The organism is Nitrospirillum viridazoti CBAmc (assembly GCF_000730165.1).
In the GTDB taxonomy this organism is placed as follows: domain Bacteria; phylum Pseudomonadota; class Alphaproteobacteria; order Azospirillales; family Azospirillaceae; genus Nitrospirillum; species Nitrospirillum viridazoti.
In genome coordinates this window covers 208,211-230,242 of record NZ_CP022110.1, presented here as the reverse complement: position 1 = coordinate 230,242, position 22,032 = coordinate 208,211, and the positions used below count along the sequence as shown (strand labels likewise).

Sequence of the window (22,032 nt, the reverse complement as noted above, 5' to 3'; positions counted from 1 at the left end):
TCAGGGCCCGGCCAGGACGGCCACCGCCTCCAGCGCCAGGCGCCGGGCGTCGTCCTTCAGACCAACGGCGGTCAGGGCCGACAGGGCATGGGCCGTGACTGTCGGCGCGGTGGCGGCGGGACCCGCGTCCGCCAGTTCCGCCAGGGCCAGCACCGCCACCTCACCCCGCCGGGGCACGGCGATCGACTGGTCCAGGCGCAGCCAGGACGCGGCGTCAGGAATCACCCCGGGCGCCTCGACCACCGGCGCCGTGCGGGCCAGCAGCAGCGGATCCACCTTTTCCCCCGCCGCGGTCAGCAGGGCCAGGATGGAAGCGGCACGCAGGCGGGACGGGGCGTCGGCATCCGCCTTCACCGCGTCCAGCCACTGGGCCCAGTTGGCGCCGTCGCTGGGCAGCAGGCCGCCCAGCACGGCCAAGGGCACCAGGCGCAGGTAGGCCTGCAAGGCCTTGCCCTCTTTAGCGTCCTGCGCCGACTGGCGGGCCAGCTCGAACCACGGCTGGGCCAGGTCGCGCCGGTTCTGCAACAGCAACAGGCGGGTGGCAGCCGGGGCCAAATCCTTCAGCGCCGGCCCAGGGGCCAGCCCTTCCAGTTCCTGGGCCAGCAGATCGCCCCAGGCGCCGGCCAGCAGGGCCGGATCGCTGACGTCCACCGCCTTGGCCAGGATGGCGCCCTTCAGCGACGGGATCGTCTCCCCCGTCAGGGCCTGGTAGAGGATGGCGCGCTGGTCGGCGCCCTGGCGCTTGTCCGCCACGCCCACGGCATTCTTCAGATCGTTCGGGCTGACCTTGGCCGCCTTGTAGAGGGGAGCCAGCGCCGCCGATGGCAGGGTGCCATAGCTGGCGGCGCGGTCGCCCGCAGCCAGCTTCAGCGCCGCCGCCGTGTCGGGCAAGTCGGCCACGGCCGCTGCCGCCGCCGGGTTCAGCGCCAGGATCTGCGCCGCCGGCACCTCCGCCGGCAGGCCCCGGTTCATGGCGCGGGCCAGCGCCACCGCCTCGGCCGACACGGCGGTGAAGCCCTTGAGGGCGCCCTTCTGTCCACCGGCCGCCACTTCGGCGAGGCGGGAGAAGCCGTCGTCCTTCACACCCTGTTCCCGCATGATGTCCAGCGAGAACATGATGTTGTCGGTGGACCCGCCGCGCACCTGGCAGACGACGCCCAGCATCTGGATCTCGCCATCGTTGAAGCGCTTCTGCAGGTCGGCCATCTGGTCGCAGGCCGCCCCGTCGCCGGTCAGCAGCGACAGGCGGGCCCAGGCCTCCGCCCCGCCGGCGTCGTCCAGCGCCGTGGGCAGCGCGGCCATGGCGTCGGCGTGCTTGCCATCGCCCAGCAAGGCAAGGCGTTCCAGCCGGAGGCCCAGGAAATTGCGCGCGTCCTTACCCGCCTGAGGCGCGGTACCGGAGGACATCAGCACCCGACCCAGCAGGGTGCGCACGGCCGGCGAGGGACTGGACTGCGGCAGCGAGGCCAGCGCTCGGTCGAGCAGGCCGCGCGGACTGTCCGCCCACAGCGCCTGGCCCAGGCCGCCCTGGCCCGCGTCCAGCAAGCCGCCCCCGTCCGGCGTGACCGCCGCCAAGGTCTTGACCTCGAAGGAGGAGGCGCGTGGCGGGGGCGGCGTGTAGGCCCCCAGGGGTGTGGGACCGGGCGCAGCCGTGTCGGTTCCGGCCGGTGCGGTCCCCGCCGGGGGCGCGACCGTGGGGGAGGTTGCCGGTCCCTGCGGCCAAAGCGGCGTCGGCCCGCTGGAGGTTTGCGCGAACGCCACCGGCGCCGTCATCAGGCCGGTGATCAGCGCCAGGCCCCAAAACGCCTTACTGCGGGAAGCGGTCATTGGAGATCACCCGTTCGGTGGGCGCGGACGGCGCCGGGGAGGTGGTGGCGGCCACGACCAGGGCGGCGCCGGCACCGCCGAGGACAACCAGGGCGATCAGGATCAGGAGGAGCTTTTTCATCGTGGGATCGGCATCAATCGCTGATAGGGAAGGGCGAATTCAGAAAGAAAGTTGCGAGACCATGTCGGCCCAAGCAAGGCCGCAGTGCGCGAGCCCCCGGTGGAGTTAAGGGACAGGCGGGGTCGACTGTGTTATGCAGTCCCCCCGAACCGTTTCCCCCTGTGGTGGCGCCCACGTGACTGGCACGGGAAAACGGGGGCCGGACAGTCCGCCTGAAGCCGCAGGGCCAGGGTGGACGGCCGGGTCTAGGGATGAAGAACAACCCCCGGAACGGGGCACGGCTTTCAGGTCTCGGCTGGAATGGATGACACGGCAAACATGGTGTTAGCGCTCGGCACTGTAGCGTCCGCCCCCCCGGCGCGCAACGCCACCCCGACCCGCCGGGTGCCCACCCCCGCGCTGCGGGGGAAGCGGTGATGCGCCCCATGCTGCGCCAGCGCCCACCCCGCACCCTGGTCCTGGTGGGCCTGATGGGGGCCGGAAAGACCAGCATCGGCCGACGCCTGGCCGCCCGCCTGGGCCTGCCCTTCGTCGATGCCGACCAGGAAATCGAGCGCGCCGCCGGCTGCAGCATCCCTGAATTCTTCGAACGCTATGGCGAGCCCGCCTTCCGCGAGGGGGAGCGCCGGGTGATCGCCCGCCTGCTGGACCAGCCACTGCAGGTGCTGTCCACCGGCGGCGGCGCCTTCATGGACGCCGACACCCGCGCCCTGGTGCGCCAGCGCGCCCATTCCATCTGGCTGCGGGCGGAGCTGGATCTGCTGGTGCAGCGGACGGCGCGGCGCGGCAACCGCCCCCTGCTGAAGGACAGCGACCCGCGCGAAACCCTGCGCAAGCTGATGGAGCTGCGCCACCCCTACTACGCCCAGGCCGACATCACCGTGGACAGCGGCGACCGCCCGGCGGAGGACACCGTGGACCGGGTGGTGGAATCCCTGCAGGCCTATCTGGACAACGAGGCGGATACCCAAATCCCGGAGACGCGGTCCCAGCCGGCCGCGGTGCAATCATGAGCAAGACCCTGTCCGCCAGCCCCGTCCACGTGAACCTGGGCGATCGGTCCTACGACGTGCTGGTCGGGTCCGGCCTGATCGAGGGGGCCGGATCGCTGGTGGCGCCCATCGCAGGTAAGCGGCCGCTGGTCATCCTCAGTGATGAGACGGTGGCGCCCCTGTACCTGGGCACCCTGACCCGCTCGCTGGAGGCCGCCGGCGCCCGTGTGCTGGACCCCATCGTGGTGCCGGCCGGCGAGGCCACCAAAAGCTTCCACCATCTGGAAGCCGTGCTTGAAATCCTGCTGTCGCGCGGCATTGAGCGGGGCGCCATGCTGGTGGCCCTGGGCGGCGGCGTCATCGGCGACCTGGGCGGCTTCGCGGCCGCCATCGCCCTGCGCGGCCTGGACTTCATCCAGGTGCCCACCACGCTGCTGTCGCAGGTGGACAGCAGCGTGGGCGGCAAGACGGGCATCAACAGCCGCCAGGGCAAGAACCTCATCGGCGCCTTTCACCAGCCGCGCCTGGTGCTGGCCGACATCGGCGCGCTGGACAGCCTGCCCCGGCGCGAGGTGCTGGCGGGTTATGCCGAGGTGGTGAAGTACGGTCTGATCGACCGTCCGGATTTCTTCACCTGGCTGGAGGGAAACGGCCCGGCCCTGGTGGCCGGCGACGCCGCCCTGCGCACTGCCGCCGTGAAGGAAAGCGTGGCAGCCAAGGCCGCCATCGTCGCCCAGGATGAGCGCGAGGGCGGCGTGCGCGCCCTGCTGAACCTGGGCCACACCTTCGGCCACGCCCTGGAGGCTGAGATGGGCTATGGCGGCGAACTGCTGCATGGCGAGGCCGTGGGCATCGGCATGGTCATGGCCTTCGACCTGTCGGTGCGCCTGGGCCTGTGCCCGCCGGACGACCTAGCCCGCATGCGCCGCCACTTGGCGGCCGTGGGCCTGCCGACGGGCGCGGCATACCTCAGCAAGGGCCGCTGGACCGTGGACGCGCTGATGGCCCACATGGCCAAGGACAAGAAGGTCAAGGACGGCGGCATCACCTTCATCCTGGCGCGCGGGATCGGCCAGGCCTTCACCGCCCGGGGCATTGACCCCGAGCCGGTGCGTGCCGTGGTGGCGGCGGCGCTGGCGCATGAGACGCAGGGGAATCGCTTGAAGGGGGTTATGCGGACTGTGTGATGACGGCGTGAAGGTATTGGGTATCCCATGCGGCGGATTTTCTTCGGACTTTGAGGCTGTGCTTATCCTTTGCGCCGCGCAGGAGGTTCAAGGCCATGTGTCGGATGGTTGCCATGTTGTGGGGGCCGTTGCCGGATCTGAGACGGCTCAAGTCTTCATGGAAGACGACATCGAGGACCCAGTGGAGCCGGTTTTCGATATGCCAGTGGGCTCGGACGGCATGAGCGAAGAGGCGCGTGTCGAGTTTTTGAGATGACAGGTAGTATCGGCGTTCCCGGCTGGTTTTGCCGTCACGCTCGATCTCGGCTTCGACCATGGCGATGGCCTTGAGGCCGGGGAAGCGGGGCTCGCCGGGGAAGCGGCGGTCTGTGGTAAGCCAGTCAACTTCGTGGCTGACGACATGGCGGCGCACCTCGATGCGGCCGTGCTCGCCATCGGTCGTGTCGAACGTGTCGGCGGCAGGCAGATCGTCGAAGTGGCGGATGACCTCGCTGTGCAGGTTGGGCCAGTTCTCTTTGATGGCCAGCAGGTAATCGGCGCCTTTATCGAGAATCTTCTGGGCGATCTTGGTCTGGCAGCCCATCGCATCGATGGTGACGAGCGCCCCGGTCAACGCCAAGCGGTCGAGCAGCAACGGAATGGCCGTAATCTCATTCGACTTGGCCTCGCAAGCTTGCTGGCCCAGCACCAAGCGCTGCCGGCTGGCCCAGGCTGAAACGAGATGCAGCGGATTGCGATCCTTCGCCCGGTCATGCGTCCGCCGCGAGGTCTTACCGTCGATCGCGACGATGTCGGGCTCGGCCTCGCGTAGCCCCTCGACCCAGTCGCCGAAGCATCGCGCAAAAAGATCGCCGTCGAGCGCGTTGAGGATGTCGTTCAGCGTATCGTGGCTCGGAATCCCGCCCGCATAGGGCAAAAACCGCCGCAGGAAATCCCGGTTCATCGTGCCCCAGCGCCGAATCTCGACGAAATCCTCAGCCCCCGCGATCGTTGCGCAGAGCACCACAAGCAGAATCTCCGGCAGTGGATAAATGACCTTCCAGGATTGCCGCGGATCGCTGAGCGCCGCAAAATGGTCGAGAAGCGAACCGGCCATCGAGAACTCCAGATCAATGGAGCCTCCTACGAATCACAGATCGCCACCGCTCCGAAAGCCCCGTCTTGTCAAGACCCGCTTCAAGCGATTGCCGTGGCATGAGACGCGGGTTTCTTGACCGGGGTGAGGGCCGGCGCCCATGATGCGCCCCGCGTCCGTTACCCCGTCTTGAGTTTCGCCCGCCCCATGCCCCTCCCCCCCGCCGCCGAGCGCACGCCGCTGCATACCCGCCGCGTCACGTGCCAGGGATACGAACGCGCCGATGGCCTTTGGGATATCGAAGGCCACATCACGGACGAGAAGCACTACGCCTTCGACAACGAATGGCGCGGTATCATCCAGCCTGGCCAATTCCTGCATGAGATGTGGGTGCGCCTGACGGTGGACGACACGCTGACCGTGCGGGCGGTGGAGGTATCGACCGACAACTCCCCCTTCCCGCATTGCCCCGCCATTCTGCCCAATTTCCAGCGCCTCGTGGGCCTGAGCATCGCGTCCGGCTGGACCAACGCGGTCAAGCAGCGCCTGGGCCGGACGGAGGGCTGCACCCACTTGGTGGAACTGCTGGGCCCCGTAGCCACCACCGCCTTCCAGACCCTGGCCCCGGTGCTGAGCGCCCGGCGCAACGGCGGCAAAGGCGGCCCGCCGCCCGTGCTGAACACCTGCCACGTCATGGCCAGCGACGGCCCGGTGGTGAAGCGCTGGTTCCCGGAGCACTACACCGGGCAGCACGACACCGGCCCGGAAGAACCGGACGGGGCCTAAGCCACCTCTTCCGGCGTCAGGGTCTTGACCGACAGGGCGTGGACGCGCTCGGCCAACTCATCCTTCAGGATGTCGTATACCAGGCGCTGGCGCGCCACGCGCGACTTGCCGGCGAAGGCGGCGGAAACCACTGTGACCTCGAAATGGGTCTCCCCACCCGGGGCGGCCCCGCCGTGGCCGGCGTGGGCGGCGGACTGGTCGTCGACGATCAGCGTCACGGGCGCCAGCGCCTGGGTCAGCTTGGTGTGGATGCGGTCGGCATAGCGCATGGAAAATGCCCGGAATGGAGGGAACGTCCTATCCCCCTGAGGTGCGACGCCGGGGCGGCGCTGTCAATGGCCGGAAGGTGATTTCCGGCGCCCGGGACAGCAGCCCAGCTTTGCCGCCGCAATGGTGGCGCGGGCGACCCGCCGCGCTTGTCACGGCCGGGGCCTGACCCCATACTTTCGCGATGCAGAAACAGCGCCCCGGATTCTCTTTCTCGTTCGACGATCCGCCGCAGGTCCAGGTCAGGGCCTGCGACCATCCCGGCTGCGCCGAGGTGGGGGAGTACCGCGCGCCCAAGAATCGCAGCCAGCTGAACGATTATTACTGGTTCTGTCTGGACCACGTGCGGGCCTACAACAAGGCCTGGGACTATTACCAGGGCATGAGCACGGAAGAGATCGAGCGCGCCATGCGCTACGATACCACCTGGCAGCGCCCCACCTGGCCCATGGGCGACTGGCGCACCCGGGAACGGAATCTGCGCGACAGCATGAGCCGGGGCCATAGCTTCGGCGCCGACTGGGAAGCCGGCACGTCGCATCGTCCGCCCCCGCCCTCCCCCCGCACGCCGGAGGATGACGCGCTGGACGTGCTGGGCCTGAAAGCGCCCATCGGATTCGCCGAGGTCAAGCAGCGCTATCGCGAGCTGGCCAAGCAGAACCACCCCGACATCCATGGCGGCGACAAGGACGCGGAGGAGCGCCTGAAGCGCATCAACCAAGCCTACAATGTGCTGAAAGCCGCCTATGCCGACCATGGCTGAGGCCTCGCTGCCAGCCTCCAAGCCATTGAAACAATAACCAAGACCAACCGTTCTGTTCGATCTCGCAGGAAAGCCGACCGTCCCATGTCCCAGGAACCGACACCGATGAACGCCGCCTCGCTGCCCGACATCAAGATCTCCGTCCGCCAGACCTTCGGGATCGACAGCGATATGCAGGTGCCGGCGTTCAGCTCCCCCACGGAACATGTGCCGGAGATCGACAGCACCTATCGTTTCGATCGCGAAACGACCATGGCCATCCTTGCCGGCTTCGCCTACAACCGCCGCGTCATGGTCCAGGGCTATCACGGCACGGGCAAGTCCACCCATATCGAGCAGGTGGCCGCCCGCCTGAACTGGCCCTGCCTGCGCGTCAACCTGGACAGCCACATCAGCCGCATCGACCTGATCGGCAAGGACGCCATCGTCCTGCGCGAGGGCGTGCAGGTGACGGAGTATCGCGAGGGCATCCTGCCCTGGGCCCTGCAGCACCCCTGCGCCATCGTGTTCGACGAGTACGACGCTGGCCGCCCGGACGTGATGTTCGTCATCCAGCGCGTGCTGGAGGTCGAGGGCAAGCTGACCCTGCTGGACCAGAACAAGGTCATCCGCCCCCACCCGGCCTTCCGCCTGTTCGCCACGGCCAACACCATCGGCCTGGGCGACACCACGGGCCTCTACCACGGCACCCAGCAGATCAACCAGGGCCAGATGGACCGGTGGAACATCGTCTCTACCCTGAACTACCTGCCCCATGACGCCGAGGTGAAGATCGTCCTGGCCAAGGTGCCGAGCTACGACACCGATGACCGCCGCGTGCTGGTCAACGCCATGGTGCGCCTGGCGGACCTGACCCGCGCCGGCTTCATCGCCGGCGACATCTCCACCGTCATGAGCCCGCGCACGGTCATCACCTGGGCGCAGAACGCCGACATCTTCGGCGATGTCGGCTTCGCCTTCCGCGTCACCTTCCTGAACAAGTGCGACGAGGTGGAGCGCGCGGCGGTGGCCGAATACTACCAGCGCTGCTTCGGCACCGAACTGCCCGAGAGCGGCGTGCGCGCCACCCTCGCCTGACGCGGGGGAACGAGCCCATGTCTTCCGACCGGGAATCGCCGCTGGAGGCGTTCAAGCGGGCCACCGGTGCCGCCGTCCGGGCCATCGCGGAGCGCGGTGACCTGACGGTGGGGTTTTCCGCCGAGCCGCCGGGCTATTCCGGCACGCGGGTGCGGGTGCCCCTGCCCACGCGTGACCTGAACGTGCGCGACGTGGCGCCGGTGCGCGGCGCCGCCGATGCCGCCGCCCTGCGCCTGCGCCACCATGACGCCGCCGCCCACGCCCGCCTGTTGCCCACGGGCGACACCGCCCGCCTGGCCTTCGACGCGCTGGAACAGGCGCGGTGCGAAGCCCTGGGCGCCAACGCCATGGCCGGCGTGGCCGACAATCTGACGGCGGCGCTGGAGGAACGGTTCCGCCGCCAGGGCCTGGACCGGGCCACGGCGCGGGACCAGGTGTCGCTGGCCGACGCCCTGCGCCTGATCGCGCGCGAGGCCCTGACCGGCGCCCCCGTCGCCCCCGCCACCCAGGCGGCGCTGGACCTGTGGCGCCCCTTCATCGAGGAAAAGGCGGGCGCCGACCTGGCCCAGCTGAAGGCCGTCATGGCCGACCAGCAGGCCTACGCCCGCGAGGCCCGCCGCATCCTGACCGACCTGGACCTGGAGGTGGGCGGCGATCCTGAGAAGTCGGAAGAGGAGGAGACCGCCGAGTCCGGCGACGCCCAGAGCCCCGAAGGCGCCGACAATGACGAGGCCGGCGGCGGCCAGTCCGACGATGCCGAGCCGGAAGCGACGGGCGAGCAGCAGCAGGCCGGCGGCCAGACGGAGGAGACCGGCGCCGCCGAAAGCAGCGAGGGCGAGCAGCAGGAGGTGGAAGGCGCCGGGGCCGAGCAGTCGGGCGAGCCCGGCGAGCCGTCCCGCCCCGATTTCGGCCGTAACAGCCTGGACAGCGGCAACTACCGCGCCTTCACCACCGAATTCGATGAGGTGGTGGGGGCCGCCGACCTGTGCGACGCGGATGAACTGGCCCGCCTGCGCATGATGCTGGACCAGCAGTTGCAGCACCTGCAGGGCGTCATCGCCAAGCTGGCCAACCGCCTGCAGCGCCGCCTGATGGCCAAGCAGACGCGGGCCTGGGTGTTCGACCTGGAGGAAGGCATCCTGGACGCGGCCCGCTTGGCCCGCGTGGTGGCCAACCCGGTGCTGCCCCTGTCGTTCAAGCAGGAGAACGACACCAACTTCCGCGACACCGTCGTCACCCTGCTGATCGACAATTCCGGGTCCATGCGCGGCCGGCCCATCACCATCGCCGCCATGAGCGCCGACATCCTGGCGCGCACCCTGGAACGCTGCGGCGTCAAGGTGGAGATCCTGGGCTTCACCACCCGGGCATGGAAGGGCGGGCAGAGCCGCGAGCGCTGGCTGGCCAGCGGCAAGCCCGCCGCCCCCGGCCGCCTGAACGACCTGCGCCACATCGTCTACAAGGAGGCCGACGCCCCCTGGCGCCGGGCCCGGCGCAACCTGGGCCTGATGCTGCGCGAAGGCATCCTGAAGGAGAACATCGACGGCGAGGCCCTGCTGTGGGCCCACACCCGCCTGATCGCCCGGCCAGAGCAGCGGCGCATCCTGATGGTCATTTCCGACGGCGCGCCGGTGGACGACAGCACCCTGTCGGTCAACAGCGGCAGCTACCTGGAAAAGCACCTGCGCAGCGTCATCGAGTACATCGAGACCCGCAGCCCGGTGGAGCTGATCGCCATCGGCATCGGCCACGACGTCACGCGCTATTACCGGCGCGCCGTCACCATCGTGGATGTGGAGCAGCTGGGCGGCACGGTCATGGAAAAGCTGGCCGAGCTGTTCGACGAGGACGACCGCCGTCCCGGGTCCGCCCAGCGCCAGGCGCGGGGCGGCCGCCGTTAGGCCTGCCCGCGCAGACGAAATAAGGGCCGCCGGGCGGGTGCCGGGCGGCCCTTTTCCTTACACCACGGGCTTACTTGCCGGCGGGCTTGGCCGCCGGCGTTGGCGCAGCGGGTGCCGGCGCACCGCCGGTGCGCGCCTTGTACACATGCAGCTGCTCGTTAAAGCGGGCCGCCAGGATCTGCATGTTGCTGACCACCGCGTCCTGCACGCTGGTCAGCTGCAGGAACTTCGCCACCGTCACCTTATCCGGATGCTGGGCCACCAACTGGTCGACGCAGGAGATGAAGCCCTGGCCGCTGTTGACGTAGGACTGCATCTCTTCATGCGCCTTGCGCATGTCGGCCTCGGGCGCGGTCTTGCCGTCGGGAATGGTCGGCACTTTCTTGGGGAAGGGGCAGGTCCAGCCGTCGTCGTCATCCGCCTTGGCGCCGGCGGCGGGGGCCGCGGCGGCGGGCGCGGTGGGTTTCGCGGCGGACGGCATGATGGGCGCGGAACCGGCCGTAGGCGCCGCCGGCTTCGCCGCCTGGGCCCAGGCGGGGGTGGAACCGGCGAACGCAAGGGTTGTCGCCGAGGCGAGGACGGGCAGGATCAACAGGGACCGGCGGACGGCGACACGCAGGCTCACGGGCAAGGTTTCCTCAAGACGAAGGGCAAGGGCGCCAGCATAATGGACTGGCGCACTAAGGCATAGCCGACATGCAATGGCAAGCAGGGGGCAAGAAGGGCGGCAACCGGCCGCAACGCCATTGCCGCCGCCCCGGCCGATCGTGCTAAACCGGTGATGACGGGTGCGCCTGCGCCCCCCTAGGCGAACGGTGCGGTTGCAAGCGATGATCGGCGTTTTCGATTCAGGCCACGGCGGATTGACGGTCTTGCGCGCCCTGGCCGACCAGATGCCCGACCGCCGCTTCGTCTACCTGGGCGACCACGCCAACGCCCCCTATGGCAACCGCACGCCAGAGGAAATCTACCGCTACACCGTGGCGGGGGTGGAACGCCTGTTCGGCCTGGGCTGCCCCCTGGTCATCCTGGCCTGCAACACTGCCTCGGCCCAGGCCCTGCGCCGCTTGCAGCAGACCTGGCTGCCCGCCGCCTACCCGGACCGCCGGGTGCTGGGCGTGCTGGTGCCGATGGTGGAGGCCATCACCGGCGTGCCGTGGATGGCCGACGTGGCGGCCGGGTCGCGCGCGGGCGAGCCGCGCACCGTCGCCATCTTCGCCACCCATCACACGGTCAGCAGCGGGGCCTACCCCACGGAGATCGCCAAGCGCGCGCCGGAGGTGCGGGTGGTGCAGCAGGCCTGCCCCGACCTGGTGCGCCTGATCGAAGCCGACGCCCCGATCGACACCATTCGCGCCGCCATCGAGGATTATGCCGGGCGGCTGATGGCCCAATTGGACGGCGTGCCGCCGGACGCGGTCGTGCTGGGCTGCACCCACTATCCCCTGGTGGCGGACCTGTTCGCCCAGGCCCTGCCCCCCGGTGTGGAAATCCTGGACCAGCCCAACCTGACGGTCAGCAGCCTGCGCGCCTATCTGGAACGGCACCCGGAATATGAGCTGCCCAGCCGGGCGCGGGAGCAAGGCGGGGTCGAGGCCTTCCACACCACCGGCCCGGCGGAACCCATCACCCGCCTGGCCAGCCGCTTTTTCGGCGGTGAGGCGCGATTCCACAGCGTGGGCCCGGATCCCATCCCGGCCAGCCTTAAAGGTTAGCGAGGGAATTCCAGCTGTATGGCCGGGAATTCGCACCAGATTTGGACCGCCTGCGGGCGGATGAACAGATGCCAGCTGGACAGCCGCTTAGGCTTCCGGTTCTTGAAGCCCTTGGGCGTCAGCAAGGCCACGTTGGCCCCGCCCCGAGGGTCGCGGACCGATTGATAGCGGATGAGTTGGACCCCCGCTTGGCGGGCAGTATCAGCCACATCCTGGCAGGGGGCATAATCAGCTCTGTCCGTCCATAACGCCTCGTCCCGATTCAAGGGAGGGGCCACCAGGTCCAGCGCCCGGTCCACAGCGCATGCCACCTCTATGCCCGTCCGTTCCATGGGGCGGGCGGGAAGCTGAGTTCCGGGGGATTCCAGGAAGAACAACAGGGCGTAGTGCGCCGCTTCCGCCGCCGCGGTTTCCGGCCGTTCGGCGGCGTAGTACACGCCATCGGCCTGATGGGCGCGACGGAAGCGTGAGCCATGGGGATAGGGTGAATAGCGGAACGGGGTCGCCAGCAGGAAATGCAGGCCGTCGCACTCCGGCGGCATCGGCGGCTTGGTCTCCTCCAGCATGTCCTCCAGCAAGGCTTGGTCGGCCAGCGTGCCCACCAACCGGATGGTGGACGCGCGCGCCTGGTTTTCCACCAGGCGCCAGAGATCATGTCCGTAAGGGCGCGCCTCAGACGCGAGCGCGGCGGGCGTCCACATAGCTCACAACCGAGGCCAGGCCGACAATGCTTTGGACGAGGTCAATAGGGCGGCCCCGCAGCGCCAGATTCTCCGTCCGCAACCATGAACGGGAACTGGCATCGTCACCGCCGGTGATGGCATCCAGGCCCCGGAACATACGAATGAACAGCAGGCCCAGTTCGAAGGCCTTGTCCTTGCGCGTCAGCTTGAAGGCGCCCGCGCGCAAGCGACTGACAGAGGCGGGCGACACGCCGATGGTGCGGGCCAGAATGGCGTCCGGCACTTGCAGGATGTCCGCCGCGCGGCAGAGCGCCTGGGCAAGCACGGCGCTCTCATGCTCGGGCGAGCGATCCCGCGCACCGTCCAAGTGGGACATCGCCACCTCCATAGAAAGATTTTTATTTCAATCTTTCTATGGAAAGATAGGACGGCCGCCGCGAGTGGTCAATGGCTTCCCCTTATAGGCTTTCGAAATCCAGACCGATGTCGAAGTTGGTGACGGAGTGGGTGAGCCAGCCCAGGGAGATCAGGGTCACGCCCGTCTCCGCCACCGCCCGCACCGTCTCCGGCGTGATGCCACCGGAGGCCTCGGTGATCAGGCGGCCGGCCACCATGTCCACGGCCTGGCGCAAGGTGGCCGGGGTCATGTTGTCCAGCAGCACGGCGTCCACCGGCAAGGTCAGCAGCTCCTCCAGCTGGGCCAGGGTGTCGACCTCCACCTCGATCTTCACCATGTGGCCGACATGGGCGCGGGCGCGCTCCACCGCGGCACGCAGGCCGCCGGCCGCCACCAGATGGTTGTCCTTGATCAGGACGGCGTCATCCAGGCCGAAACGGTGGTTGCTGCCGCCGCCCACGCGCACGGCGTATTTCTCCAGCGCGCGCAGGCCGGGCGTGGTCTTGCGGGTGCAAACGATATGGGCGCCCGTGCCCTCGATGGCCCGTACCAGTTCCGCCGTCTTGGAGGCGATGCCGCACAGGCGGCCCAGCAGGTTCAGGGCCGTGCGCTCCCCCGACAGGATGGGGCGGGCCGCCCCCTCCACCACCGCCACCGCCTGGCCAGGCGCCACAGCGGCGCCGTCGGCCACCAGGGTGCGCACCGACAGGCTGGGGTCCAGCAGGGAGAAGGCGGACAGCGCCGGGGCCAGGCCGGCGATGACGCCGGCGTGGCGGGCCTGGAACAGGGCGCGGGCCTGGGTGTCCACCGGGATGCAGGCGTCGGCCGTGACGTCGCCCGCCCGGCCCAGATCCTCCAGCAAGGCAGCGCGGACCAGGCCTTCATACATCACGGGATAAAGCGGGGCGACAGGCGTGCTCATGAACGGGTTTCCCGGGTGGTGGCGGGCTCAACCTCGGCCACGCGGCCGAGGTCGGAATAGGTCAGGATCTGGTGATGGCGCCAGGCGTCGCGGGTTTCCGGATGATCCGCCCGGGTATGGGCGCCCCGGCTTTCCTCCCGCCGCTTGGCGGCCTCCACCACCAGGAGGGACAGCAGCAGGCGGTTACGCAGTTCCAGGCCGGCGCGGATGCCGGCGTAGTCGCGGGCCGGCACCAGGCGCTCGGCCGCCAGGGTCAGGCCCTGCAGGCGCACCGCGGCCTCGGCCAGGCCCGGGCCATCGCGCACCAGGCCCACCTTCTCCGCCATCAGCAGCTGGGCCTCGGCCGCCAAGTCGGCGGCGGCGGCCCCGCCGGGCACCAGGGGAGCGTCGGGTACCGCCACCGGCTGGGGGGCGGCCGGTTCGGCCATCAGGGCCGCCGCCACGCGGCCGGCGAACACCACCGCCTCCAGCAGCGAGTTGCTGGCCAGGCGGTTGGCGCCGTGGACATGGGTGCAGGCGACCTCACCCGCCGCCCACAATCCTGGGATGGAGGTGCGGCCATCGGCATCCGTCAGCACGCCGCCCATGTGGTAGTGCGCGGCGGGCGCCACGGGCACGGGGGCGGCGGCGGGGTCCAGGCCGGCCTCGGCGCAGATGCTGGCCACGGTGGGGAACTTTTCCGACTTTCCAGCCGCCCATAAGGGCCGCAGGTCCAGGAACACCTTCTCGCCCCGCGCCACGCGGCGGCCGATGGCGCGGGCCACCACGTCGCGGGGCGCCAGTTCGGCATCGGGATGCTCATCGGCCATGAAGGCGTGGCCGCCGGCGTCCAGCACCTTGGCGCCGGCGCCACGCAACGCCTCGGTCAGCAGGGGCCGGCGGCCGGGCGGGCCGGCGACGGCCAGGGCGGTGGGATGGAACTGCACGAATTCCAGGTCGGCCAAATGGGCGCCGGCGCGGGCGGCCAGGGCCATTCCGTCGCCCGTGGCCTCCGGCGGGTTGGTGGTCACGGCCCACAACTGGCCGGTGCCGCCGGTGGCCAACACCACGTGCGGGGCGACGTGCAGCACCCAGCCAGTGCAATCCTCATAGGCCAGGACGCCCTGCGCCCGCCGCCCGCGCCCGGTCTCGCGCACGACCAGGTCGGCGGCGGCGGCACGGGTGTGGACGGTGATGCCCAGGGTGGCGCGCACGCGGTCGGCCAGGAAGGTCACCAGGGTACGGCCGGTGGCGTCGCCGCCGGCATGCAGGATCCGGTGGCGGCCGTGCGCCGCCTCGCGCCCCAGCAGGGGCTGGCCATCCGACCCACGGTCGGCGGGCAGGCCGGCCTCCAGCAAGGCCGACATCTCGGCGATGCCGGCCTCGGCCAGCAGGCGGGCCATCGTGGGGTCGGTCAGGCCCGCCCCGGCCGCCACCGTGTCGGCGGCATGGTCGGCGGCGCTGTCGCCGGCGCCCAGCGCCACGGCGACCCCGCCCTGGGCCCACAGGCTGGACCCGCCGGGCAGGTCATCCGTCTTGGTCAGCAGCCGCACCCGCCGCCCGGCCTGGGCGAGGGCCAGCGAGGCCGCCATACCGGCGGTGCCGGATCCGACCACCACCACGTCGCTGTGGACAACCTGCACAGGCGATACCGGATAAGACGCGCCATCCATGGCATCAAGCTCCGTCACCAGGGGAACGGGAAGGAAGGCCGGCCCGATGCCGGCCTAGCAGGGAAAGACGCGGGCGATCAACGGCCCACGGCCAGCATGCGCTCCACCGCCAGGCGGGCGCGGCCGGCCACGGTGGGATCGATCTCCACCGTGGGCTCCAGTGTGCGCAGCGACTCCAGGATGTTGGACAGGCTGACCCGCTTCATATGGGGGCACAGGTTGCAGGGGCGGATGAATTCCACGTCCGGATATTCGGTCGCGACGTTGTCGCTCATGGAGCATTCGGTGACCATCAGCACCCGGTTCGGCCGCACCTCGCCCACATATTCCACCATGCGGGCGGTGCTGCCGACGAAGTCGGCCTCGGCCAGCACCTCGGGCGGGCATTCGGGATGGGCGATGATGGTGAGATCCTTGAAGCGGGTGCGATAGTCGCGCAGTTCCGCCCCCGTGAAGCGCTCATGCACCTCGCAGTGGCCCTTCCACTTGATGATCTTCTTCTTGGTCTGGGTAGCGACCCAGCTGGCCAGGTATTCGTCGGGCAGGAACAGCACGCTGTCGCTGTCCAGCGATTCCACGATCTCCACCGCGTTGCCCGAGGTGCAGCAAATGTCGCTTTCCGCCTTCACCTCGGCCGAGGTGTTGACGTAGGTCACCACCGGCACGCCGGGATGCGCCTCGCGCAGCAGGCGGATGTCGGCGGCGGTGATGCTGTCGGCCAGCGAGCAGCCGGCGCGCATGTCAGGCATCAGCACCGTCTTGGACGGGTTCAGGATCTTGGCCGTCTCGGCCATGAAATGCACGCCGGCCATGACGATGACGTCGGCGTCCGTCTGCGCCGCCTTGCGCGCCAGCGCCAAGCTGTCGCCCACGATGTCGGAGATGCAGTGGAAGATTTCCGGCGTCTGATAGTTGTGCGCCAGGATGACGGCGTTGCGTTCCTTCTTCAGCGTGTTGATGGCGTGCACCAGCGGCGCATGAAAGGGCCACTCCACCTCCGGGATCACCTTGGCCACCCGCTCATACAGGGGGCGGGTCGCGGCGGCGACGGCGGGGGTGTATTCGAGATCGAGCTCGGCAACGGACATCGGGACACCTGGCAAGCGAACGCGCCCACGAACGACATCGGCCGGCATGGCCGGCCCCCGCGGCGCGACAAGCGGGGGCGTCTTCCCTGTAACCTCACCCCTTATGCTCTATTTGAGCATTAGGGTGGCTAATGCTCGCGCGGAGCATAAGGGGTGTCAAGCCCGCTTTAAGGGCCCATTCATGTAACTGTCACAGGGGTGCCCCGGGTCCACCGCATCGCTGCGGGTGCGAAGAAACGAGGCCTATAAACAGGAAAAGCGGCCGAGATCAGCCGCTTATCCTATTCGCCTCAGACGCCGGACGGGCGCCCATGGCCTTGGCCTGTCTTCAATTTCCAGTCCACCGCGCCCCGAAAACCTCCGGTGGACGCAGATCGCGCTTTACCGCCTCGGGGCGGCGCTGGCGGAATGGTGCCGCTGGCCGCGGTATCAATCGAGGGCGAAGACCTCGGCCTTGAGATAGGCGCTTTCCGGCAGCAGGGGGTGCACCGGATGGTCGGGGCCGGCGCCGGAGAAGCGCAGGATGCGCCCCTGGCGGCGGGCATCGCCCAGGCCCTTGGCCACCAGCTCGGCAAACAGCTCGGGCGGCATGTTGTGGCTGCAGCTGGCCACCAGCAGGATGCCTCCGGGGGCGGTGATCTGGGCGCCCAGCTTGGCCAGCTTGCGATAAGCGCGGCTGCCGTTGGCCAAGTCCTTCTTGGACTTCACGAAGGCCGGCGGATCGCAGATCACCACCTCGAAGGTTTCGCCGGCCTCGGCCAGGCGTTCCAGCTCGGCGAAGGCGTCGGCCTTGCGCAGTTCCACCTTGTCGGCGACGCCGTTGGCCGCCGCCGCCTTGCCCGCCAGTTCCAGGGCGCCGGCCGAGCGGTCGACCAGCACGGTGCGCGCGGCACCGCGCGTAGCGGCCAGCACGCCGAACCCGCCGCAATAGCTGTAGAAGTCGATGACCGAGCGGCCCTGCGCCAAGCTGGCGACGAAGGCGCGGTGGTCGCGCTGGTCATAGAACCAGCCCGTCTTCTGACCGCCCGCCGGGTCGGCGAAGAAGGTGGCGCCGTTCTCTTCCACCTTGATGGGGCCATCGACCGCGCCCACGGCCACGCGCACCTCTTCCCCCACGCCTTCCAGGCCGCGGGCGGCGCTGTCGTTGCGCAGAATGATAGAGGCGCCGGGGAACACCGTAGCAAGGCCGTCCAGGATCTGGGGCAGCAGGCGATCCATGCCGGCGGAATTGGCCTGCACCACCAGCACGTCGCCATAGCGATCGACGATCAGCGCCGGCAGGCCGTCGGCCTCCGCATGCACCAGGCGATAGTAGGGTCGCCCGATCAGCCGGTCGCGCAGCGCCGCCGCCGCGCGGAAGCGGTCGGCGAAGAAGCCGGCGTCGATGGTCACCGACAGGTCGCGGGTCAGCATGCGCGCCGCGATCAGGGTGTGGGGGTTGAAGGTGGCGATGCCCAGCACGCCGCCACCGGCGTCGGCCAGCCGCACCAGCCCGCCCTTAGGCAGGGCCTTGGCGGCGGCGTCCATCTGGATCTCGTTGGAATAGGCCCAGGGGTGGCCACCGGCCACGCGCTTGTGCCGGCCCGCCTGGAACAGCAGGGTGGGAAGCTTTTCAGTCATGGACCGGAGCATAGCGTGCGGCCCCGAAGGCACAACGGCAAAGGGCGCAAGGGATCCCGTCGCCGGGAACGCATCTCGCCATCAGGCCGGCGCGGCCATGGGCTCCGCCAGCAGGTGCTTGCACAGGCGCCGCCCCTCGGGCAGATGGCCCAGGGCGCGGAAGCGCGCCAGCGACGGATGGGCCTTCACCTGGCTGTCCGGCAGGGTGATGTGGATGGCGTCGCAGCCATGCCGCCGGGCAATCCGATCCATTTCCGCCAGCAGCGCGTCCCCCGCCCCCTCCGGATCGAAAAGGTCCAGCGCCACGAACACGTCCACCTGCAACCCCAGGCGATGGTCCAGGTCCGGCACCAGCAAGTGGGAGAACAGGCCGTGCATGTAGCGGTGGTCCAACTGCACCGTGACGATGCCGCCGCGGCTGCCGGGCGCCAGCAGGGCCTGGGCATGGTCGCGCCAGCGCTCCACCGTCAAGTCCGGATAGAACGGGCGCATCAGCGCGTAGGCCTGGTCGATCTGTCGGGCGTCCAGCGGACGGGTCACGAAGGTGGGCATGAAGGCACAAATCCGAGACTGAGGGATAGCCATCCTGATGCCAGGCCCCGAACCGCCGCCATGACATGGATCAAAGAATAAACGCGGGGATGGAGTAAGCCAGTCATCGCCATGTCTAGGCTTTTCCTCAGTCGTTTCCTGGCTATATGCTGATCCCGCGGCACTGATTGGGGAACGAAAGACCGGCCGCATCCCTCCGACCGCGATCCGCGCGGGCTCCCGGGGGTGACGGCTGACAGCGGAGTGCGGCGATGACCCACATCGATTTTGCCTATTCCAGGGATTCGAATACCCAAACCAACGGGAAGACCGACCCGGCGGGCGAAATCCACCCCTGCAGCGCCTGCACCGTCCGTACCCTGACCGTCTGCGCCGCCCTGGAGGCGGAGGAACTGCGCCGCCTGGCCGAGATCCTGCAGACCACCCGTTTCGACGCCGGCCACACCGTGTTCGGCGAGGGCGACCCGGCGGAAACGCTGTACAACGTCACCTCCGGCACGGTGAAGGTCTACAAGCTGCTGCCCGACGGGCGGCGCCAGATCACCGGCTTCCTGCTGCCGGGCGATTTCTTCGGCCTGTCGGTCAACGACAGCTATGCCTATACCGCCGAGACGGTGACGCCCGTGTCGCTGTGCCGGTTCCCCCGGCGCCGCATGGAGGCGCTGCTGGATGAATTCCCCAAGATGCAGCGCCGCCTGTTCTCCATGGCGTCGAACGAACTGGCGGCGGCGCAGGACCAAATGCTGCTGCTGGGCCGCAAGACGGCCAAGGAGAAGATCTGCTCGTTCCTGCTGCTGCTGTCGCAGCGGGCCAGCCGGCGCGGCCACAAGACCAACCCGGTGCACGTGCCCATGAGCCGCGCCGATATCGCCGACTATCTGGGCCTCACCACAGAAACCGTCAGCCGCACCTTCACCCAGCTGAAGACCAGCCGGGTCATCAGCCTGCTGGAAGGCAACAAGGTGCAGATCCAGGACATGGACGACCTGCTGGATCTGGCCGAGGGGGCTTAGTTTATATTTTCCCCTCAGGCGGCGGGCGGCCACATCCGTGGCCTTGCCTTGTCCTCGATTCTCAGTCCACTGCGTTCCCCGGAAATCTCCGGCGCCCGCAGTCGCGGGCTATAGGTCTGTGTGGTCTTAGACCCAGCGCGCAAAGGCGGCCAGGTCGGCGTCGAAGCGCAGGGGCGCCTCGATGAAGGGGGCGTGCCCGATGCCATCGTACAGATGCACCTGCGCCTGCGGCAGGGTTTCCGCCAGCCAACCGGCCATGGTGGGCAGGATCACCGGGTCCGCCCGGCCATGGACCACCAGGGCTGGACGGTCGAACGCCGCCAGGGCGGCGCCATCCATCTGGCGGCGCATCATCGCCCGCCGCGCCGCCAGGGGTACCGACAGGGTATCGGCCACGGCCGCATCTGCCTCATTCCGCTCGCCAAGGGCCTCAGCCAACGCGCGGGCGCCGGCCTCTTGTGCTGCCAGGTCATCGGACAGAATGGGCGGAAAATGGGCCTTGGCGGCGGGCCCCAGATAAGAAGCGGCCGCCTTGCCCAGGCGCGGGCAGGCCCCGACGAAAACCGCGCCGGCAATGCCTTCCGTCCCATACGCCGCCACATGGTCGGCCAGGATGGCACCGCCGTAGGACCAGCCCACCAGGATCACATCCGCCAAGCCCAGGGCGCGGCGCACAGCCATGACATCGCCGCCCCAGTGGGGGCCGTCGCCGTAGGCGGCCGGATCCTGCGGCCGGCCGGACCGGCCATGCCCCCGCAGGTCCAGCGCCAGGAGGCGGAACTCCGCCGCCAGGGGACCGTCGAACTGGGCGCGGAAGGCGCGATGGCTCTGGCCGAAACCATGCAGGAACAGGATGGGCCTGCCCCCGGGCACGCCGCCCTCCGCCACCGCCAGCAGGGTCCCGTCCACCGCCGTCACCTGATGCAGGATCATGGCCCTTGCCCCCCAGATCTTATGTTCCCCACCCGCGATAGCGGCGTCTGACCCCGTACGCAACCCCGCCCCGCGCATTTTTCCCGAGTCCCCCCTTTGACTCGGGGGCCGATCTGCCCCATCTATCGCCGCCATGGGCGTGGAAAATCACATGAAGGAATTCGCCCCGCCGCCTCCTCGGGCGGACGGGCGGGTGAACCTGGTCGGCCTCTCGCGGGACGATCTGGAAGCTGAGGTCGCGAAGGCCGGGCTGGAGCGCTTTCGCGCGCGCCAGCTGTGGCACTGGATCTACCATCGCGGCGCCACCGATTTCGCGGTGATGAGCACGCTGGCCAAGCCGGTGCGCGAGAAGCTGGCAGACCTTTACGTCATCGACCGGCCCACGGCGGTAAAGGACCTGAAGAGCGAGGACGGCACGCGCAAGTGGCTGGCCCGCATGCCCGACGGCCAGGAGATCGAGACCGTCCACATTCCCGAGGAAGACCGCGGCACGCTCTGCGTCTCCTCCCAGGTGGGCTGCACCCTGACCTGCCGCTTCTGCCACACCGGCACCCAGCGCCTGGTGCGCAACCTGGACGCCACCGAGATCGTGGGCCAGGTCATGCTGGCGCGCGACCACCTGGACGAATGGCCGGCCCCGCCCGACGGGCGCATGCTGAGCAACATCGTCATGATGGGCATGGGTGAGCCGCTGTTCAATTACGCCAACGTCGCCAAGGCGCTGAAGATCGTCATGGATGGCGAGGGCATCGCCATTTCCAAGCGGCGCATCACCCTGTCCACCTCCGGCGTCGTGCCCATGATGCGCCAGTGCGGCGATGAGCTGGGCGTGAACCTGGCCGTCAGCCTGCACGCGGTGAATGACGAGCTGCGCGACCGCATCGTGCCGCTGAACCGCAAGTACCCCATCAAGGAACTGATGCAGGCGTGCCGGGACTATCCCGGCCTGAGCAACGCGCGCCGCATCACCTTCGAATACGTCATGCTGAAGGGCGTGAACGACAGCCTGGCCGACGCGCGCGAGCTGGTGCGCCTGCTGCGCGGCATCCCGGCCAAGATCAACCTGATTCCCTTCAACTATTGGCCGGGCGCGCCCTTCGAGTGCTCGACCGATGAGCAGATCACCAAGTTCGCGGACTTCGTGAACAACGCCGGCTACGCCTCGCCCGTGCGCACCCCGCGCGGCCGCGACATCCTAGCCGCCTGCGGCCAGCTGAAGAGCGAGAGCACCAAGCCCACCGCCCAGGCCCGTATCGCGGCCCTGGAGGCGCACAAGGCCCTGCAGGCCGAGTACGCCGCCCAGGTGGCGGAAAAGGAAGCCGTGCTGGCCGCGACGGGGACTCTTTAAGGGTTCCCTCAGACGCCGGGCGCGGCCATCCGGCCGCTTGGCTCATCCTCCCTTTTCAGTCCGCTGACGCTTCCCGAAAAGGTCCGGCGACCGCAGTCGCGGTCTACAGCGGC

General features: G+C 69.1%; 22 protein-coding genes. 9 read left to right on the top strand and 13 right to left on the bottom strand.

All coding sequences use genetic code 11. The features are described from left to right. Both Y958_RS01155 and Y958_RS31785 read right to left on the bottom strand, forming a co-directional pair. On the bottom strand, positions 1-1,827 hold the full coding sequence (locus Y958_RS01155) for a hypothetical protein (RefSeq protein WP_088870578.1): 1,827 nt from the start codon (positions 1,825-1,827) through the stop codon (positions 1-3). Further along, positions 1,808-1,948, bottom strand: coding sequence for a hypothetical protein (locus Y958_RS31785; protein ID WP_157999514.1), 141 nt, complete (start codon positions 1,946-1,948; stop codon positions 1,808-1,810). Before Y958_RS31785 ends, Y958_RS01155 begins: the two co-directional genes overlap by 20 nt. A gap of 416 nt (positions 1,949-2,364) precedes the next feature. Here Y958_RS31785 and Y958_RS01150 point away from each other — a divergent pair, with 416 nt between their 5' ends. Both Y958_RS01150 and aroB read left to right on the top strand, forming a co-directional pair. Then, complete coding sequence (locus Y958_RS01150) at positions 2,365-2,961, top strand: shikimate kinase (protein WP_088870577.1); 597 nt, start codon at positions 2,365-2,367, stop codon at positions 2,959-2,961. After that, complete coding sequence (gene aroB, locus Y958_RS01145) at positions 2,958-4,127, top strand: 3-dehydroquinate synthase (RefSeq protein ID WP_088870576.1); 1,170 nt, start codon at positions 2,958-2,960, stop codon at positions 4,125-4,127. Before Y958_RS01150 ends, aroB begins: the two co-directional genes overlap by 4 nt. Here the strand turns inward: aroB and Y958_RS01140 are convergent. Continuing rightward, on the bottom strand, positions 4,111-5,223 hold the full coding sequence (locus tag Y958_RS01140) for an ISAs1 family transposase (protein ID WP_088870575.1): 1,113 nt from the start codon (positions 5,221-5,223) through the stop codon (positions 4,111-4,113). The genes aroB and Y958_RS01140 overlap by 17 nt on opposite strands. Before the next feature lie 186 nt (positions 5,224-5,409). Here Y958_RS01140 and Y958_RS01135 point away from each other — a divergent pair, with 186 nt between their 5' ends. Next, positions 5,410-5,988, top strand: a complete 579-nt coding sequence (locus Y958_RS01135) for a DUF2889 domain-containing protein (protein ID WP_088872408.1) — start codon at positions 5,410-5,412, stop codon at positions 5,986-5,988. Here Y958_RS01135 and Y958_RS01130 read toward each other — a convergent pair. Beyond that, positions 5,985-6,257, bottom strand: a complete 273-nt coding sequence (locus tag Y958_RS01130; protein WP_088870574.1) for a BolA family protein — start codon at positions 6,255-6,257, stop codon at positions 5,985-5,987. The genes Y958_RS01135 and Y958_RS01130 overlap by 4 nt on opposite strands. Before the next feature lie 182 nt (positions 6,258-6,439). Between Y958_RS01130 and Y958_RS01125 the strand changes: the two genes are divergently transcribed. The 3 genes from Y958_RS01125 (at position 6,440) to cobT (ending at position 9,996) form a co-directional block, all read left to right on the top strand. Then, entirely contained in the window at positions 6,440-7,018 is a 579-nt protein-coding gene (locus Y958_RS01125; protein ID WP_088870573.1) for a J domain-containing protein, read from the top strand. Between the two features lie 84 nt (positions 7,019-7,102). Continuing rightward, positions 7,103-8,095 (top strand): cobaltochelatase subunit CobS, encoded by a 993-nt coding sequence (cobS, locus tag Y958_RS01120; protein WP_088870572.1) that lies wholly within the window; start codon positions 7,103-7,105, stop codon positions 8,093-8,095. Between the two features lie 17 nt (positions 8,096-8,112). After that, positions 8,113-9,996, top strand: a complete 1,884-nt coding sequence (cobT, locus tag Y958_RS01115) for a cobaltochelatase subunit CobT (RefSeq protein WP_088870571.1) — start codon at positions 8,113-8,115, stop codon at positions 9,994-9,996. A gap of 70 nt (positions 9,997-10,066) precedes the next feature. On the opposite strand, the gene Y958_RS01110 is transcribed toward cobT, so the two are convergent. After that, entirely contained in the window at positions 10,067-10,621 is a 555-nt protein-coding gene (locus Y958_RS01110; protein WP_088870570.1) for a hypothetical protein, read from the bottom strand. Between the two features lie 238 nt (positions 10,622-10,859). Between Y958_RS01110 and Y958_RS01105 the strand changes: the two genes are divergently transcribed. Then, positions 10,860-11,711: a glutamate racemase gene (locus Y958_RS01105; RefSeq protein ID WP_244909320.1), complete on the top strand. Its 852-nt coding sequence runs from the start codon at positions 10,860-10,862 to the stop codon at positions 11,709-11,711. Here Y958_RS01105 and Y958_RS01100 read toward each other — a convergent pair. The 7 genes from Y958_RS01100 to Y958_RS01070 all read right to left on the bottom strand — a co-directional run bounded on the left by Y958_RS01100 (position 11,708) and on the right by Y958_RS01070 (position 18,625). Then, complete coding sequence (locus tag Y958_RS01100) at positions 11,708-12,412, bottom strand: RES family NAD+ phosphorylase (RefSeq protein ID WP_088870568.1); 705 nt, start codon at positions 12,410-12,412, stop codon at positions 11,708-11,710. The genes Y958_RS01105 and Y958_RS01100 overlap by 4 nt on opposite strands. After that, positions 12,384-12,770, bottom strand: coding sequence for an MbcA/ParS/Xre antitoxin family protein (locus Y958_RS01095; protein WP_088872407.1), 387 nt, complete (start codon positions 12,768-12,770; stop codon positions 12,384-12,386). Before Y958_RS01095 ends, Y958_RS01100 begins: the two co-directional genes overlap by 29 nt. Positions 12,771-12,852: 82 nt before the next feature. Then, complete coding sequence (nadC, locus tag Y958_RS01090) at positions 12,853-13,713, bottom strand: carboxylating nicotinate-nucleotide diphosphorylase (protein ID WP_088870567.1); 861 nt, start codon at positions 13,711-13,713, stop codon at positions 12,853-12,855. Then, on the bottom strand, positions 13,710-15,365 hold the full coding sequence (locus Y958_RS01085) for an L-aspartate oxidase (protein ID WP_088870566.1): 1,656 nt from the start codon (positions 15,363-15,365) through the stop codon (positions 13,710-13,712). The genes nadC and Y958_RS01085 overlap by 4 nt, the downstream gene beginning before the upstream one ends. Before the next feature lie 77 nt (positions 15,366-15,442). Then, positions 15,443-16,453 (bottom strand): quinolinate synthase NadA, encoded by a 1,011-nt coding sequence (gene nadA / locus Y958_RS01080; protein ID WP_088870565.1) that lies wholly within the window; start codon positions 16,451-16,453, stop codon positions 15,443-15,445. A 429-nt stretch (positions 16,454-16,882) separates the two neighbouring features. Next, positions 16,883-18,073 (bottom strand): class I SAM-dependent rRNA methyltransferase, encoded by a 1,191-nt coding sequence (locus Y958_RS01075; protein ID WP_088872406.1) that lies wholly within the window; start codon positions 18,071-18,073, stop codon positions 16,883-16,885. Positions 18,074-18,154: 81 nt separating this feature from the next. Further along, positions 18,155-18,625: a hypothetical protein gene (locus Y958_RS01070; protein ID WP_004273859.1), complete on the bottom strand. Its 471-nt coding sequence runs from the start codon at positions 18,623-18,625 to the stop codon at positions 18,155-18,157. A gap of 326 nt (positions 18,626-18,951) precedes the next feature. Here Y958_RS01070 and Y958_RS01065 point away from each other — a divergent pair, with 326 nt between their 5' ends. After that, entirely contained in the window at positions 18,952-19,638 is a 687-nt protein-coding gene (locus Y958_RS01065) for a Crp/Fnr family transcriptional regulator (RefSeq protein ID WP_088872405.1), read from the top strand. A 126-nt stretch (positions 19,639-19,764) separates the two neighbouring features. Here Y958_RS01065 and Y958_RS01060 read toward each other — a convergent pair whose 3' ends face one another. Beyond that, positions 19,765-20,571 carry an alpha/beta fold hydrolase gene (locus Y958_RS01060; protein ID WP_244909319.1) on the bottom strand — a complete coding sequence of 269 codons (807 nt, stop codon included), beginning with the start codon at positions 20,569-20,571 and terminating at the stop codon, positions 19,765-19,767. Positions 20,572-20,704: 133 nt separating this feature from the next. On the opposite strand from Y958_RS01060, the gene rlmN reads away from it, so the two are divergent. Continuing rightward, entirely contained in the window at positions 20,705-21,919 is a 1,215-nt protein-coding gene (rlmN, locus tag Y958_RS01055) for a dual-specificity RNA methyltransferase RlmN (RefSeq protein ID WP_088870563.1), read from the top strand. Positions 21,920-22,032 lie beyond the last annotated feature (113 nt).

Bases quoted from the DNA above. Each gene is read 5' to 3' on its own strand.
- Y958_RS01135 (WP_088872408.1), top strand. From the start codon at position 5,410: ATGCCCCTCCCCCCCGCCGCCGAGCGCACGCCGCTGCATACCCGCCGC.
- Y958_RS01140 (WP_088870575.1), bottom strand. From the start codon at position 5,223: ATGGCCGGTTCGCTTCTCGACCATTTTGCGGCGCTCAGCGATCCGCGG.
- cobT (WP_088870571.1), top strand. From the start codon at position 8,113: ATGTCTTCCGACCGGGAATCGCCGCTGGAGGCGTTCAAGCGGGCCACC.
- Y958_RS01150 (WP_088870577.1), top strand. From the start codon at position 2,365: ATGCGCCCCATGCTGCGCCAGCGCCCACCCCGCACCCTGGTCCTGGTG.
- Y958_RS01060 (WP_244909319.1), bottom strand. From the start codon at position 20,571: ATGATCCTGCATCAGGTGACGGCGGTGGACGGGACCCTGCTGGCGGTG.
- nadC (WP_088870567.1), bottom strand. From the start codon at position 13,713: ATGAGCACGCCTGTCGCCCCGCTTTATCCCGTGATGTATGAAGGCCTG.
- cobS (WP_088870572.1), top strand. From the start codon at position 7,103: ATGTCCCAGGAACCGACACCGATGAACGCCGCCTCGCTGCCCGACATC.
- nadA (WP_088870565.1), bottom strand. From the start codon at position 16,453: ATGTCCGTTGCCGAGCTCGATCTCGAATACACCCCCGCCGTCGCCGCC.
- Y958_RS01085 (WP_088870566.1), bottom strand. From the start codon at position 15,365: ATGGATGGCGCGTCTTATCCGGTATCGCCTGTGCAGGTTGTCCACAGC.
- Y958_RS01095 (WP_088872407.1), bottom strand. From the start codon at position 12,770: ATGTCCCACTTGGACGGTGCGCGGGATCGCTCGCCCGAGCATGAGAGC.
- aroB (WP_088870576.1), top strand. From the start codon at position 2,958: ATGAGCAAGACCCTGTCCGCCAGCCCCGTCCACGTGAACCTGGGCGAT.
- Y958_RS31785 (WP_157999514.1), bottom strand. From the start codon at position 1,948: ATGAAAAAGCTCCTCCTGATCCTGATCGCCCTGGTTGTCCTCGGCGGT.
- Y958_RS01100 (WP_088870568.1), bottom strand. From the start codon at position 12,412: ATGTGGACGCCCGCCGCGCTCGCGTCTGAGGCGCGCCCTTACGGACAT.
- rlmN (WP_088870563.1), top strand. From the start codon at position 20,705: ATGGGCGTGGAAAATCACATGAAGGAATTCGCCCCGCCGCCTCCTCGG.
- Y958_RS01125 (WP_088870573.1), top strand. From the start codon at position 6,440: ATGCAGAAACAGCGCCCCGGATTCTCTTTCTCGTTCGACGATCCGCCG.
- Y958_RS01075 (WP_088872406.1), bottom strand. From the start codon at position 18,073: ATGACTGAAAAGCTTCCCACCCTGCTGTTCCAGGCGGGCCGGCACAAG.
- Y958_RS01130 (WP_088870574.1), bottom strand. From the start codon at position 6,257: ATGCGCTATGCCGACCGCATCCACACCAAGCTGACCCAGGCGCTGGCG.
- Y958_RS01155 (WP_088870578.1), bottom strand. From the start codon at position 1,827: ATGACCGCTTCCCGCAGTAAGGCGTTTTGGGGCCTGGCGCTGATCACC.
- Y958_RS01070 (WP_004273859.1), bottom strand. From the start codon at position 18,625: ATGCCCACCTTCGTGACCCGTCCGCTGGACGCCCGACAGATCGACCAG.